The organism is Pseudomonas sp. PSB18 (assembly GCF_014596565.1).
GTDB lineage: Bacteria > Pseudomonadota > Gammaproteobacteria > Pseudomonadales > Pseudomonadaceae > Aquipseudomonas.
In genome coordinates this window covers 77889-91999 of record NZ_NOIN01000003.1, presented here as the reverse complement: position 1 = coordinate 91999, position 14111 = coordinate 77889, and the positions used below count along the sequence as shown (strand labels likewise).

Annotated in this window: 12 protein-coding genes; 3 read left to right on the top strand and 9 right to left on the bottom strand. The window is 61.2% G+C overall.

Annotated elements, in window-relative coordinates:
• Window positions 1–16: 16 nt before the first annotated feature.
• Entirely contained in the window at window positions 17–322 is a 306-nt protein-coding gene (locus CGA22_RS08080; RefSeq protein ID WP_024776370.1) for a DUF2288 domain-containing protein, read from the top strand.
• Between the two features lie 277 nt (window positions 323–599).
• On the opposite strand, the gene CGA22_RS08075 is transcribed toward CGA22_RS08080, so the two are convergent.
• A complete protein-coding gene (locus CGA22_RS08075) occupies window positions 600–2777 on the bottom strand; it encodes a hypothetical protein (RefSeq protein ID WP_041023131.1) in 2178 nt (725 codons plus the stop codon).
• Between the two features lie 283 nt (window positions 2778–3060).
• Here CGA22_RS08075 and CGA22_RS08070 point away from each other — a divergent pair, with 283 nt between their 5' ends.
• Window positions 3061–4410, top strand: coding sequence for a spinster family MFS transporter (locus tag CGA22_RS08070; protein WP_041023130.1), 1350 nt, complete (start codon window positions 3061–3063; stop codon window positions 4408–4410).
• Window positions 4411–4618: 208 nt separating this feature from the next.
• Here the strand turns inward: CGA22_RS08070 and CGA22_RS08065 are convergent, their stop codons facing one another.
• Complete coding sequence (locus tag CGA22_RS08065; protein ID WP_188258539.1) at window positions 4619–6154, bottom strand: MDR family MFS transporter; 1536 nt, start codon at window positions 6152–6154, stop codon at window positions 4619–4621.
• A gap of 51 nt (window positions 6155–6205) precedes the next feature.
• The gene (pobA, locus tag CGA22_RS08060) at window positions 6206–7396 is read right to left on the bottom strand and encodes a 4-hydroxybenzoate 3-monooxygenase (protein ID WP_041020440.1); all 1191 of its coding nucleotides are present in this window, start codon (window positions 7394–7396) and stop codon (window positions 6206–6208) included.
• A gap of 174 nt (window positions 7397–7570) precedes the next feature.
• Between pobA and CGA22_RS08055 the strand changes: the two genes are divergently transcribed.
• Window positions 7571–8464 (top strand): helix-turn-helix domain-containing protein, encoded by an 894-nt coding sequence (locus CGA22_RS08055; RefSeq protein WP_041020439.1) that lies wholly within the window; start codon window positions 7571–7573, stop codon window positions 8462–8464.
• A 7-nt stretch (window positions 8465–8471) separates the two neighbouring features.
• Here CGA22_RS08055 and CGA22_RS08050 read toward each other — a convergent pair whose 3' ends face one another.
• The 6 genes from CGA22_RS08050 to arcD form a co-directional block, all read right to left on the bottom strand.
• Window positions 8472–8648, bottom strand: a complete 177-nt coding sequence (locus CGA22_RS08050; protein WP_167355727.1) for a hypothetical protein — start codon at window positions 8646–8648, stop codon at window positions 8472–8474.
• A gap of 228 nt (window positions 8649–8876) precedes the next feature.
• The gene (locus CGA22_RS08045) at window positions 8877–9236 is read right to left on the bottom strand and encodes a DUF5064 family protein (RefSeq protein ID WP_041021896.1); all 360 of its coding nucleotides are present in this window, start codon (window positions 9234–9236) and stop codon (window positions 8877–8879) included.
• A gap of 64 nt (window positions 9237–9300) precedes the next feature.
• The gene (gene arcC / locus CGA22_RS08040) at window positions 9301–10230 is read right to left on the bottom strand and encodes a carbamate kinase (RefSeq protein WP_041021895.1); all 930 of its coding nucleotides are present in this window, start codon (window positions 10228–10230) and stop codon (window positions 9301–9303) included.
• 132 nt (window positions 10231–10362) lie between these two features.
• A complete protein-coding gene (locus CGA22_RS08035; RefSeq protein WP_041021894.1) occupies window positions 10363–11373 on the bottom strand; it encodes an ornithine carbamoyltransferase in 1011 nt (336 codons plus the stop codon).
• A gap of 12 nt (window positions 11374–11385) precedes the next feature.
• Window positions 11386–12642 (bottom strand): arginine deiminase, encoded by a 1257-nt coding sequence (arcA, locus tag CGA22_RS08030; RefSeq protein ID WP_041021893.1) that lies wholly within the window; start codon window positions 12640–12642, stop codon window positions 11386–11388.
• A gap of 30 nt (window positions 12643–12672) precedes the next feature.
• Window positions 12673–14100 (bottom strand): arginine-ornithine antiporter, encoded by a 1428-nt coding sequence (gene arcD, locus CGA22_RS08025; RefSeq protein ID WP_041021892.1) that lies wholly within the window; start codon window positions 14098–14100, stop codon window positions 12673–12675.
• Window positions 14101–14111: the final 11 nt, after the last annotated feature.

Below are 14111 nucleotides of genomic sequence, written 5' to 3'. Positions count from 1 at the left end.
TTTTCCGGACAGTCCCATGAATCAAGAACCTAGCACCCTCTATGCCAAACTGCTTGGAGAAACTGCATCCATTACATGGAAAGAGCTGGAGCCGTTCTTTGCCAAGGGTGCCCTGTTATGGGTCGAGCCAGCACTGGATTTGATCGCCGCCGCGGAGGCTGTCGCTCAGGACGAAGGCGATAAAGTCGCCGCCTGGCTGGCCGCCGGGCAACTCGCCAAGCTGTCTGAAACGCGGGCGCTGGATTTTCTGGAGCGTGATCCGTTGCTCTGGGCGGTGGTGGTTTCGCCGTGGATAATGATCCAGGAAAGGGCGTCGAATTGATCGATGCACCAAATTGGTTCGCGTTTTGATCGAATAAAAGTGTGTAGCTGAGTAGCGTGATGGCACCCTGCCGTGGTGAAACGCCACAGGGCAGGGTGACGTATACGTAACGGGAACAGTTCAGGGGGCCGCCTTCGGGCTGCCTAATTGTTTCTGGATGTTGTTCCGTGGTGTTGTCCAGGCCGCCATCGCGAGCAGGCTCGCTCCCACAGGAAACCGCGATTCAATGTGGGAGCGAGCCTGCTCGCGAAAGGGGCGCCGCAGTCCTGAGCCGGCCTCAGTAAGTCCTGCCAGTATGGTTATTGAGCGAAATGACCTTGGTCTTGCCAATACGATGACGGTAGATCTCGCGCAGGTACTTGATGGCTTTCTTCACGCAATCACGGGACAGGCGGATGTCGTTGATCGAAACGAACTTGTCCTTGTCGTTGATCAGCTCGCGGTACTTCTTCTCGTACATCGGCTTGATCGCGTACCAGTTGGTGTCGAGGATCTTCGCCGGGTTCTCGAATTCGTTGAGCAGGTCGTCGATCCGCTCTTCGTCGAAGTCTTCATTGATGATGAAGTCCAGGATCGAGTTGTCCAGGGTGTCGTCGAAGCGATACGGATTGCGGGCGAAGCAGCGTTTGATGAAGGCCACGATCAAGGTCAGGAAATCATCCGACAGGCACGGACTCTTGGCGATCAGGGTGGTCAGCGACAGGTTGGCCGACGCGCCGATCACCAGGGCGTAACGCTTGAGGGTGGTATTGGGGAACAGGCTGTTGAGGTGGGTCTTGAGCCGGTTCAGGTCCATGTAGGACAGCTTGTAGTCCTTGGGCAGCGAAACGATGGACACCACCGAGGAGCAGTTCTTGAAGAAGTGCAGGTCATGCAGGGCGGCGGCGTCGTAGCCGGAATTCTTGTACTGCTCCAGCGAAGCCCGGTAGCGCTTGGATTCGATCGGCAACAGGCTGATGCCTTCGATGGCCTGGGTCACTTTATTGAAGTGCGGCAGGTCGATGGAGCGGAAGAACAGGTCGTCGATGTTCAGGCGCGGCGGTTCTTTATCGAACACCTTGAACTTGTCGCCGCTTGGCGCCGGGGTTTCCGGGACGACGGACTCGGCGTAGGCAATCGCCACGGGACCGGCCAGGCTCATGAACAGGTCGTTGGCGTCCAGGCGGATGGTTTCGCCGATGTCGATGCCGGCACGACGGAAATAGTTCTGGTCGTAATCGGTGGTGACCGCCTGGGCCGTCAGGATGTTGAAGATCTGCTGGGAGATGTACTGGTTGGCATGCTTCTCCATGGCGTTGACGTCGATGTTCTGGATGTTGCCGTCATCGTTCTCTTCGGCGTAGCGCATGATGTCGTTGGAGATCAGCATCATCGCGTTCCAAGGGCGGATACGGCCCATGACGCTGGCTTCGCTGCTGTCTTCATTGGCGAAGTTGTACGAGAAATCCCATTCTTCCGACAGGTACTTGCACAGCAGGCGTCCGGCGTTGATGTGCAGGGCTTCGGACATTTCGCTGCGGTGATCGGAAATGTTCGGCAGCACGCAGATGCCGCTGGTGAAGATCGGTTCGAAGACGAACGAGTGGCCACTTTTGCCGTCGTGCTCGTCCATCGGCTTGGTGTCGAACGTCTTGTTCATGTACGAGTGCTGCTGGGCCAGGCCGAACTCCGAGGCCATGCCCGAACCGGTACCGCCGCCGGCGCTGAAGATCGAGAAGTACAGGCGCGATTGGTTGGCCTTGATGCCGCAGCTGTCGATCAGGTACGAGTGGATCATCTTCCAGTCGGGGCTGGAAAAGCGTTGGGTGTCCTTGTTCAGGATGATCTTGGCCAGGTACTGGCCCAGGATCGGCGCGTTACCGGCACCGCCGGCATGGACTTCCGACAGGTCCATGATTTTCATCTTGCTGTAGTCGCGCAGGAAGCCGGTTTTTTCGCCCTTGCGTGAAAAACGGATGCGTCCGGCGATGTCCTTGTCCAGGTCGCCGAGCATGACCAGCGGCTCCACCAGGAATACCGGTTTGGTCGCCTTGCCGGCGCCCAGGCGCAGGTTGTTGCGGATCCATTGCGCAGGACGGTAGGCCTTGTCGCTGTAGGCTTTGTCTTCGTTGTTGAATTCGTTGAGGTAGAACTTGCGGGCGTTGTAGACCAGCTCGGCCACGTCCAGGGCGATGTTGGAACCGCAACGCCCCAGGCCGATCAGGCACACCGAGGGGAATTCCTGCTGGTCGCGTTCGCTCTCGTCGTCCACCAGATGGGGCGGGCGGGGGAAGACGATGTCGCGCAGGCCATCGAGGTTATCGAGGATGCGGTCGGTGTTGGTCTCGGTGAAATACAGATACTGCTGCGTCGCCAGGGGACGCGAGCTGCTCGACGACTTCGGGGTTTCAGGGCCATTGGCGGCCGGGCCCAGGGTCAGATCGGATACCGCAGTGGCTGTTTTTTTTGAGGTCATTATGCGCCGTAGCCTGAACTGGTGGGTTGGACGACCGCTGTCATCGAACCATCGCGGATGAAAGAAGCTTCATGATGGATCGGCCATCGGGACATGATCTTTAATCAAGAACCGGCAAAATGATGGCAATTGTTACAGATTGTTGATTGGCATCAATCAACCGGCTGTACCCCATGGTCGGGTATCAGCGCTGCGAATGATTGAAGACAGCCCCCGCGCTGCTGTCTAGATTGCAGATTCCGGGCTCGGATGCCTCGCCCATAACAATAAAAGAGACGGAATCATGCAGAACTCGACCCAAGCGGCGAATGCCTGGCGCATTCTGTTCCTGTTGTTTCTGGCCAATCTGTTCAATTTTTTCGACCGTACCATTCCGGCGATCATCATCGAGCCGATCCGCATGGAATGGAGCCTCAGTGACTTCCAGATCGGCATCATCGGCACCGCGTTCACCATCGTGTATGCCATTGCCGGCCTGCCGTTGGGGCGCATGGCCGATACCGGTTCGCGCAGCAAATTGATGGGCTGGGGGCTGGCGGCCTGGAGTGGGCTGACGGCCGTCAATGGTCTGGTGGGCAGTTTCTGGGCATTCTTGTTGGTGCGCATGGGCATCGGTATCGGCGAGGCCAGTTACGCGCCGGCGGCCAACTCGCTGATCGGCGATCTGTTCCCGGCCCATCGTCGGGCGCGGGCCATGGGGATCTTCATGCTGGGCCTGCCGATCGGTTTGCTGCTGGCGTTCTTTACCATCGGGGCGATGGTCAAGGCTTTCGACAGCTGGCGCGCGCCGTTCTTTATCGCCGCGGTGCCGGGGCTGGTGCTGGCGGTCTTCATGTTCTTTATCAAGGAACCCAAGCGCGGTGCGGCGGAAACCGTGCCGGTGTCCCAAGAAAAAGTCGACCGACCGATCCGTCGGGTGCTGGCGATTCCCACCTTCCTGTGGCTGGTGCTGGCGGGGTTGTGTTTCAACTTCGCCACGTATGCCTGCAACTCGTTCCTGGTGCCGATGCTGCAGCGTTACTTCCTGATGCCTCTGCACGAAGCCGCCGTGGCCACCGGGATCATGGTGGGCGTGACCGGGTTGTTCGGGCTGACCCTGGGCGGCTGGATCGCCGACAAGATCCATCAACGCGTGGCCAATGGCCGTCTGCTGTTCGCTGCGTTCAGCCTGGTCGTTTCCACGCTGACCACGGCTTGGGCGTTGCATGCCGGGCGTATCGAAATCGGTGTGTTCGTTGCGGTGTTCAGTGTCGGTTGGCTGTTCGCCTATACCTTTTATACCTGTGTGTACACGGCGATCCAGGACGTCGTGGAGCCACGTCTGCGGGCGACGGCGATGGCATTGTTCTTTGCCGGGTTGTACCTGCTTGGCGGCGGCCTGGGACCGGTGGTGGTCGGCGGCCTGTCGGACTACTTCGCCCGCACGGCCATGGCGGCTGCCGGCGCCCCGCAGATGACCGAAGCGTTCAAGGCCATCGGTTTGCATGACGCGATGTACTTGATCCCGGTGGCGCTGTTCCTGACCATGGTGTTCCTGTTCCTGGCCTCGCGCTGTTTCGCTCGCGATGCCCAGCGGATGAAGGATGGCATGAGCGCGCAGGTGGAGCCGGGGATTGTGGTGGCGACGGCTTGAGTCCTTCAGCCTTGCAAAGAAGCTTTTTGTGGCGAGGGGATTTATCCCCGCTGGGGTGCGAAGCGCCCCCAAGTCTGTCTGCCACTACGTGATATCAGATAGACCTCAAGGGGGCTGCTGCGCAGCCCAGCGGGGCGGTGCGACGTTTCGCTAAATCCCCTCGCCACAGGTTTTGTATTTCAACTCTGGGTTTTGTATTTCAAGGCAACTACCGAACCTGTTCCTCCCGCCCACGCAACAATTGATTCGGCATCGCCACTGCCGCCGCCAACCCCAGCAGCGACACCGCCGCGCTGATCAGCAGCAAATGCCGGAACGTTGTCTGCAATTCCAGGCGCAGGGCGTCCCGTGCTTCGCCCGGGGCGGCGTTCAAGCCGTCCAGCAGGGCATTGCCGGAATGGCTTTCGCTGATCAGCGTCGAACCGGCAAGCTGGGCGAAGCCTGAGTCCTGCAGCAAAGCCAGCAGCAACGCCGACATCAGCGCCACGCCCACCGCGCCGCCGAGGGAGCGGAACAGGTTGGTGGTACTGGTGGCGACGCCGATATCCCGTTGTTGCACCGAGTTCTGCGAACCCACCAGCGAGGTGGGGAACTGCATGCCGGAGGCGATGCCGCCCAGCAGCATGAACAGACTGCTGAGCCAGAATGCGTCAGGTGCTGTGCAGGCCATGCCGAGGATGGCGAAGGGAAAGAGCAGGGCGCCGCTGAGGATCATCGGTTTGTAGCGGCCGGTGATCGAGGTGCGACGTCCGGCGAAATACGCGCCGATGGGCAAACCCATCGCCAGCGGCAGCAGGTGCAACGCCGCGCTGTCGGCGCCGGCACCGGTCACGCTCTGAAAGCGCAATGGCACCAGCACCGTCAGGGAAATCGCCTGGAAACTGGTGAAAAATACCGTGCACCAACACAACACAGCGCTGCGGTTGACGAACAGGTGCATCGGCAGCAAAGGCTCCCGGGCGCGGCGTTCGTGCCAGACGAACACGCCCAGCGTCACCACGGCGCACCCCAGCAGTCCCAGTACGCCACGGCTGTGCCAGGCCTGGCCCTGGCCGACCTGGGTAATGCCCAGCAGCAAGGCGCTCAGGCCGATGATCAGCAATACGGTGCCCAGGTAGTCGATGATGGGTGTGCGTTGCGGCACCGATAACCCGACCAGGGTGCGACGGGCCACCAGCCAGGCGCCCAACCCCAGCGGCAGGTTGATCCAGAACACCCAGCGCCACGACAGGTATTCGGTCATGTAGCCGCCCAGCACCGGCCCGGCCACGCTGGCCACGGCGTACATGCTGCTGAAGTAGCCTTGATAGCGGCCACGCTCGCGGGGCGGCACGATGTCGCCGATGATCGCCTGGCTCACGGAGATCATCCCGCCGGCACCGATGCCCTGGATGATCCGCGCCAGCACCAGTTGTTCCATGCTTTGCGCCAGGCCACAGAACAACGAAGCCAGGGTGAACAACCCCATGCCGAAGAGCATCAGCGGTCGGCGACCGTAGAGATCGCCCAGCTTGCCGTAGATCGGTACAGCCACGGTCGTGGCGACCATATAGCCGGAAATGACCCAGGCCAGCAGGCTGACGTCCTTGAATTGGGCGGAAATGGCCGGCATCGAGACGGCGACGATGGTCTGGTCCAGCGCACCGAGGAAAATCGCCAGCATCAGGGCCACCAGTACGCTGCGGATGGCGGGCGGCTGGACGTTGAGCGTATTGAGCTGAGTCACGGTAGAACCTGCGGGCATCACGCCAAAGAGGCGAGTGAGACGGAGCCCGCAGTGTAAATCGGTAGTCGGCTATTCGATAGCCTCGTAAGGAAGTCCGACATAATTTTCCGCGATGGTTTTTCGCCCGGCTTCGGAGTCGACGAAATATTCCAGCTCGGCTTCGCTGATGCGCTGATTGAAGGCGTCGTCGTCGAAGCGGTGCAGCATCGACGTCATCCACCAGGAGAAGCGCTCGGCTTTCCAGACGCGCCGCAGGCAGATGGCCGAGTACTGTTGCAGCAGGTCCACCCGGCCTTCGCGATAGACCTTGAGCAGGATGTCGAACAGCGTGCTGACATCGCTGGCCGCCAGGTTCAGCCCTTTGGCGCCCGTGGGCGGGACGATATGGGCGGCATCGCCTACCAGGAACATGCGCCCGTACTGCATCGGCTCGACCACGAAGCTGCGCAGCGGCGCGATGCTCTTCTCGATGGACGGACCGGTCACCAGGGCCTCGGCGAGATCGGCGGGCAGGCGGGTCTTGAGTTCGGTCCAGAAGCGCTCGTCCGGCCAGTCGGCGACCTGTTCTTCGGCGGGCACTTGCAGGTAGTAACGGGTACGGGTCTTGGAGCGCATGCTGCATAAGGCAAATCCGCGCTCGTGGCGGGCGTAGACCAGTTCTTCATTGACCGGCGGGGTATCGGCCAGGATGCCGAGCCAGCCGAAGGGGTAGACCCGCTCGAAGATGTTCAGTTTTTCCGCCGGAATGGATTGCCGCGCCACGCCATGGAAGCCATCGCACCCGGCGATGTAATCGCAATCCAGGCGCCAGGTTTCACCCTGGTGCTCGAATGTCACGAAAGGCTGGTCGGTCTGCATGCCGTGGGGCTGGGCCTTGTCGACCTGATAAAGCGTTCGGGCACCGGCCTTTTCGCGGGCGGCCATCAGGTCGCGGGTCACTTCGGTCTGTCCGTAGACCATCACGTTTTTTCCACCGGTCAACCCTTTGAGGTCGATGTGTACCCGTCGGCCATTGAGGACCAGTTCGAAACCGTCGTGCTCCAGCCCTTCGGCGTCCATGCGCTGGCCGACGCCGGCCCGACGCAACAGCTCGGCCATGCCTTGTTCCAGCACACCGGCGCGGATGCGACTCAGGACGTAGTCCGGGGCCTGGCGTTCGAGGATCAGGGTGTCAATTCCGGCATTGTGCAATAACTGGCCAAGCAGCAGTCCAGAGGGGCCGGCGCCGATAATGGCGACTTGGGTCTTGAGGGTTTTCATTGTTGTTATGACTCGCACGAAGCACGCGACCAGGGCCGGTGTGGATGGTTATGAACCGAGTCCTTGCATTTTTTCCTTGCGGGCCTGTCAATTGAAGGGGAAAACTGAGCCGATACCTGTACTTTCTGCCAATCGGTGCGATTATCGCCCGCTACTCCGAGGCCGATCCTCGTTATGAAGAAAACAGACCTGCCTTCGATCCCGGTGTTCAAGCTCTACGGCGAAAGCCAGGATTGGCCGACGCCGGACTTGCTGCACTGTGAAACCATCTCCAAGCGCAGTCGCGAACACCAATGGGAAATCAAACCCCATCGGCATGCCGACCTCTGTCAGTTGTTGTTCGTTTTCAAGGGCCAGGCGGAGCTCGAAATCGAAGGCCAGCGTACCCGGCTCGACGAGCCGGCGGTGCAGATCCTGCCGCCGCTGTCGGTTCACGGCTTTCGCTTTTCCGAGGACGTGGAAGGCTACGTGGTGACCCTGGCGGCGCCGCTGGTGACCCACCTGCAAGGGCAGTTGGGCCATTCGGTGAACATCCTGGCCCAAGCCGAGAGCTACCCGGCCGGTGAAAACGCCGACTATCTCAATAGCCTGTTCAGCGCCTTGCAGAGTGAGTACATGGGGCATCAACCGGCCCGGGAAATGCTCATGCATGCGCTGGTCAACGTGATCATGGTCTGGGTGAGCCGCCAGGTCATGCAGCGCCGTACCCAGAGCCAGAGACCGCAACGGGCCCGGGAATACCTCAACGGGTTCATTCAACTGGTGGAGGAAACCTATCGCCAGCACGTCAAGGTGGAAGACCTGGCCCATCGCCTGGGCATTTCCGTGTCGCACCTCAACGGCACCTGCCGCGAGCTGGCGGGGCAGCCGGCGTTACAGATCATGCATGAGCGTCAGTTGCTGGAGGCCAAGCGGATGCTGACCTACACCGGCATGACCATCTACGAGATCTCCGAAACGCTCGGATTCTCCGACCCGACCAACTTCACCCGCCTGTTCCGCCGCCGCGTCGGCATCTCGCCCAAGGCCTTCCGGGACCGGCTCAAGACCGAGCAGCCGGACGACTGAGCACGCCTCAGCGCAGGGCGTTCAGGGTCGCGTTGTGCGGGATGCAGCGTTCGAAGTTGCAGCTGGCGTAGTCACGGGGCAGTTGCCTGGCCTGCTCGACCCGGTAGGCCGCCGTGCCGTACAGCGCAAGCGTGGCGGCGCAGGTCACGAAAATGGCGAGGCGTCTTTTTGTTCTGATGTTCATGGCGATGACCTCTGAACGAATACCCTGGGGTACTGTTTTCAGCATAGGTCAGCGGGGGGGAGTTGCCAGTGGGGTGGGTGGGGCAGTTAACCCGGTATTCAGAATATTGATATCCCTGTGGGAGCGAGCCTGCTCGCGATGGCGATACAGCCGTCACATCGATGTCGACAGGCAGGCCGCTATCGCGAGCAGGCTCGCTCCCACAGGGTAATGGGGCTGCCAGATCGATTACACCAGATGCTCGGGCTTCACCGGATCGCCCGGTTTCACATCCAGTTGCTTGCGCACGTCTTCGAACATTTCGTCGTAATACGTGTGCATCGAAGCGATGCTGGCGCTTTTCGGCAGGCCGTACTTCTGCGCGATACGCGTGGCGTGCCGGGCAAAGTCGAAGGCCAGGTCCTTGGCCAGGAAAAAGCGCTCATCCACGCTTTTGTCCTCGACCGTGCCGTGCAACCGAAACGACATGCCCGCGCCTTCCTTAGGGTCCTGGGCCAGTTCGTAGTCGATGCAGAGGTTGTAGCTGAAATCATCCTTGTTCAGCGCATGGCGCTCCATGTGCAGGTGACCGGGTTGGAACATGGCCATGAGCGACTCTCCTTGAAAGGCCTGGAAGTAGGGCAGACCCCGGATCTACCCCGAGAGTTTCCGATTATCGATAAGCGATGCCTGTCGTCGCCGTGCTGATGCGGGTGCCGGCGTTGCCGTGGACGATAGCATCGATGTCCGAAAGTGACCCGATCACCGCGATCTTGCCGGTATTGCGCGCAAATTCGCAGGCGGCCTGCACCTTGGGCCCCATGGAGCCGGAGGCAAAATCGAGTTTTTCCAGATCGTCGGGGTGGGCCCGAGCGATGGCTTTGCAGGTCGGCTTGCCGAAATCGATGAAGACCGCGTTGACATCGGTGGCGATCACCAGCAGATCGCTCTCCAATTGTTCGGCCAGCAGCGCCGAGCACAGGTCCTTGTCGATGACCGCTTCAACGCCTCGCAGCTTGCCGTCGGCGTCATAGATCGTCGGGATACCGCCACCGCCGGCGCAGATCACGATGCTGCCCTTTTCCAGCAGCCACTTGATCGGCCGGATTTCAAAGATGCGCTTGGGTCTGGGGCTGGCGACTACCCGGCGAAACCTGTCGCCGTCCGGGGCGATGCTCCAGCCTTTTTCGGCGGCCAGTGCCTGCGCCTCCTGCTGGCTGTAGACCGGGCCGATGGGCTTGGTGGGGTGTTGGAAGGCCGGGTCGTTGGCGTCCACTTCCACTTGGGTCAGCAACGTGGCGAAGGGCACGTCGGCGTCCAGCAGGTTGCCCAGTTCCTGCTCGATGATGTAGCCGATCATGCCTTCGGTCTCGGCGCCCAACACGTCCAGCGGATACGGGGTCACGGAGCTGTAGGCCGCCGCTTGCAACGACAACAGGCCGACTTGCGGGCCGTTGCCGTGGGCGATCACCAATTGGTTGCCCGGATGGATCCTGGCGATCTGTTCGGTCGCGGTGCGGATGTTGCTGCGTTGGTTGTCGGCGGTCATGGGTTCACCCCGACGCAGGAGGGCGTTACCGCCCAGGGCAACGACGATGCGCATAGTGCTGTCCTTAAAATGGGAACACGGTTCCTGTGGGAGCGAGCCTGCTCGCGAATGCGGTGTGTCAGCCCATGAATGAGCTGGCTGATCGACCGCCATCGCGAGCAGGCTCGCTCCCACAAAGGGTCGGCGTTACAGGTCCGCCAGCGTCGACACCAGTACCGCCTTGATGGTGTGCATGCGGTTTTCCGCCTGCTCGAAGGCGATGCACGCCGGTGACTCGAACACGTCGTCCGTGACTTCGATGCCGTTGGCCAGGTGCGGATACTGCTCGGCGATCTGCTTGCCGACCTTGGTGTCGCTGTTATGGAATGCCGGCAGGCAGTGCATGAAGCGAGTACGCGGGTTACCGGTGGCTTTCATCAGGTCGGCATTGACCTGGTAAGGCAACAGTTGCTCGATACGTTCGGCCCAGGCTTCGACGGGCTCGCCCATGGAGACCCAGACGTCGGTGTGAATGAAATCCACGCCCTTGACCGCCGCTTTCGGATCCTCAGTGAGGGTGATACGCGCACCGCTTTCTTCGGCGTATTGATGGCAACGCTGCACCAGATCGTCGTGGGGCCAGAGGGCCTTGGGCGCGCAGATGCGCACGTCCATGCCCAACTTTGCGCCGATCAGCAGCAACGAGTTGCCCATGTTGTTCCGCGCATCGCCCAGATACGCGTAGCTGATCTCATGGATCGGTTTGTCGGCGTGCTCGCGCATGGTCAGTACGTCGGCAATCATCTGCGTCGGGTGGTATTCATCGGTCAGGCCGTTGAACACCGGTACGCCGGCGAACTTCGCCAGTTCCTCGACGGTTTCCTGCTTGAAGCCCCGGTATTCGATGGCGTCGTACATGCGCCCGAGCACGCGGGCGGTGTCCTTCATGCTTTCCTTGTGGCCGATCTGCGACGAGTTGGGGTCGATGTAGGTGACATTGGCACCCTGGTCGTAGGCCGCGACTTCGAAGGCACAACGGGTACGGGTCGAGGTTTTCTCGAAGATCAGCGCGATGTTGTTGCCCTTGAGGTGCTGCTGTTCTGTGCCGGTGTACTTGGCTCGCTTGAGGTCGCGGGACAGGTCCAGCAGATAGCGCAATTCACGGGGCGTGTGATGTTCGAGGCTGAGCAGGTTACGGTTGTGGGTGTTGAACGCCATGGTGCCTCTCCTTCAGTAGTCGATCGGGTCGCGGATGATCGGGCAGGTCATGCAATGGCCGCCACCGCGGCCCCGGCCCAGCTCGCTGGCGCTGATGGTGATGACTTCCACCCCGGCCTTGCGCAGCTGGGTGTTGGTGTAGGTGTTGCGGTCGTAGCCGATCACCACGCCCGGCTCCAGGGCCACCACATTGTTGCCGTCGTCCCATTGTTCGCGCTCGGCGGCGAAGCTGTTGCCGCCGGTTTCCACCACGCGCAGCGCCGGGAGCTTGAGGGCGGCGGCAACAGTGTCGATGAAGCTGCTTTCCTCGCGGCGAACGTCGATACCGCCGGGTTTGCTCTCGTCGGGGCGCAGGGAGAAGGCGACGATCTGGCTCACCACTTCCGGGAAAACGGTCACCAGGTCGCGGTCGCAAAAACTGAACACGGTGTCCAGGTGCATGGCGGCCCGGGACTTCGGCAAACCGGCGACGATGACCCGCTCCACGGCCTGGTGCTTGAACAGGTTCAGTGCCAGTTGGCCGATGGCCTGGCGGGAGGAGCGTTCGCCCATGCCGATCAGCACGACACCATTACCGATGGGCATCACGTCGCCGCCTTCGAGGGTGGCGCTGCCATGGTCCAGGTCCGGGTTGCCGTACCAGATCTGGAAATCGGCCTGGGTGAACTCGGGGTGGAATTTATACAGGGCGGTGGTCAGCAGGGTTTCCTGGCGGCGCGCCGGCCAGTACATCGGGTTCAGGGTGACGCCGCCGTAGATCCAGCAGGTGGTGTCGCGGGTGAACTGGGTGTTGGGCAGCGGCGGCAGGATGAAGCTGGAGTGCCCGAGGAAGTCGCGGAACATCTGGATGGTCTTGCCGCCGAAGCTGTCGGGCAGGTCATCGGCCGAGACGCCTCCGATCAGGTATTCGGCAATCCGGCGCGGTTCCAGGCTGCGCAGCCACGAGCCGACCTCATTCACCAGGCCCAGGCCCACCGAGTTGGGGGTGACCTTGCGTTGCAGGATCCAGTCCAGGGCTTCGGGGATGGCGACGATGTCGGTCAACAGGTTGTGCATTTCCAGCACGTCGATGCCCCGCTCGCGCATCTTGGTGACGAAATCGAAATGGTCGCGTTTGGCCTGGTTGACCCATATCACGTCGTCGAACAGCAGTTCATCGCAGTTGTTCGGGGTCAGCCGCTGATGGGCCAGGCCTGGGGAACACACCATGACTTTACGCAATCTACCGGCTTCGGAATGAACGCCGTATTGCATTTTTTCCGTGGTCATTACACATCCTCCCGTTAAAACGTTCAGTGATCACAAGCTCAGGAAGCCGCGGTAGAGGCCATAGGCGGCCACCAGGGCGCCAGCGACCGCTGCGGTGAAAATCAGCTTCTCGACAGCGGTGAAAACCGGTCGGCCCACTTCGCGCCGGGCCTGGGCGAACAGCACCGCGCCGGGGGCGTAGAGCAGCGCAGAGAGCAGCAGGTATTTGATCCCGCCGGCATACAGCAACCACACCGCGTAGAGCAGGGCGATGGCGCTGATGGCCAAGTCCTTGCGACGTTCGGCCGGGGCGTTCTGGTAGGTTTCGCCGCGCACCGCCAGCAGCAGCGCGTAGGCCGCCGACCACAGGTAGGGCACCAGAATCATCGACGTGGCGAGGTAGATCAGCGACAGGTAGGTACTGGCCGAGAACAGGGTGACGATCAGAAACAGTTGGACCATGGCGTTGGTCAGCCACAGGGCGTTGGCCGGCACGTGGTTGGCATTTTCGCGGCGCAGGAACGCCGGCATGGTGTGGTCCCTGGCGGCGGCGAACAGGATCTCGGCGCACAACAGCACCCAGGACAACAGGGCGCCGAGCAGCGAAACGATCAAGCCGACGCTGATCAGCACCGCACCCCAATGGCCCACGACGTGCTCCAGCACTGCGGCCATGGACGGGTTCTGCAGCTTCGCCAGTTCCGGCTGGGTCATGATCCCCAGGGACAGCACGTTCACCAGCATCAGGAACAGCAGCACGGTGATGAAGCCGATCACGGTGGCCTTGCCCACGTCCGAGCGTCGCTCGGCACGGGCGGAAAAAATGCTCGCGCCCTCGATGCCGATGAACACCCAGACGGTGACCAGCATCATGTTGCGCACCTGGTTCATCACGCTGCCCAACTGCGGGTTTTTCACGCCCCAGATATCGGCGGTGAAAATGTCGAGCCGGAAGGCGAACAAGGCGATCAGCACGAACAACGCCAGCGGCACGACCTTGGCAACGGTGGTGACGAGGTTGATGAACGCGGCTTCCTTGATGCCGCGCAGCACCAGGAAATGCACGGCCCACAGCAGCAGCGACGCGCCGATCACCGCTGCAACCGTATTGCCCTCACCGAAGACCGGAAAAAAATAACCCAGGGTGCTGAACAGCAAGACGAAGTAGCCGACGTTGCCCAGCCAGGCGCTGATCCAATAACCCCAGGCCGAGGAGAACCCCATGTAGTCACCGAATCCGGCCTTGGCGTAGACATACACACCACCATCCAGATCGGGTTTGCGATTGGCCAGGGTCTGGAACACAAAGGCGAGGGTCAGCATGCCCACCGCGGTGATCGCCCAGCCAATCAGCACGGCACCGACATCGGCACTGGCGGCCATGTTCTGGGGCAAGGAAAAGATTCCCCCGCCGATCATCGAACCCACTACCAGTGCGACCAACGCACCCAAGCGAAGTTTTCCGGGGGTATCAGACATTGCATGACTCC

Bases quoted from the DNA above. Each gene is read 5' to 3' on its own strand.
- arcD (WP_041021892.1), bottom strand. From the start codon at position 14,100: ATGTCTGATACCCCCGGAAAACTTCGCTTGGGTGCGTTGGTCGCACTG.
- CGA22_RS08080 (WP_024776370.1), top strand. From the start codon at position 17: ATGAATCAAGAACCTAGCACCCTCTATGCCAAACTGCTTGGAGAAACT.
- CGA22_RS08070 (WP_041023130.1), top strand. From the start codon at position 3,061: ATGCAGAACTCGACCCAAGCGGCGAATGCCTGGCGCATTCTGTTCCTG.
- arcC (WP_041021895.1), bottom strand. From the start codon at position 10,230: ATGCGCATCGTCGTTGCCCTGGGCGGTAACGCCCTCCTGCGTCGGGGT.
- CGA22_RS08050 (WP_167355727.1), bottom strand. From the start codon at position 8,648: ATGAACATCAGAACAAAAAGACGCCTCGCCATTTTCGTGACCTGCGCC.
- CGA22_RS08045 (WP_041021896.1), bottom strand. From the start codon at position 9,236: ATGGCCATGTTCCAACCCGGTCACCTGCACATGGAGCGCCATGCGCTG.
- CGA22_RS08065 (WP_188258539.1), bottom strand. From the start codon at position 6,154: ATGCCCGCAGGTTCTACCGTGACTCAGCTCAATACGCTCAACGTCCAG.
- CGA22_RS08055 (WP_041020439.1), top strand. From the start codon at position 7,571: ATGAAGAAAACAGACCTGCCTTCGATCCCGGTGTTCAAGCTCTACGGC.
- pobA (WP_041020440.1), bottom strand. From the start codon at position 7,396: ATGAAAACCCTCAAGACCCAAGTCGCCATTATCGGCGCCGGCCCCTCT.
- arcA (WP_041021893.1), bottom strand. From the start codon at position 12,642: ATGACCACGGAAAAAATGCAATACGGCGTTCATTCCGAAGCCGGTAGA.
- CGA22_RS08075 (WP_041023131.1), bottom strand. From the start codon at position 2,777: ATGACCTCAAAAAAAACAGCCACTGCGGTATCCGATCTGACCCTGGGC.
- CGA22_RS08035 (WP_041021894.1), bottom strand. From the start codon at position 11,373: ATGGCGTTCAACACCCACAACCGTAACCTGCTCAGCCTCGAACATCAC.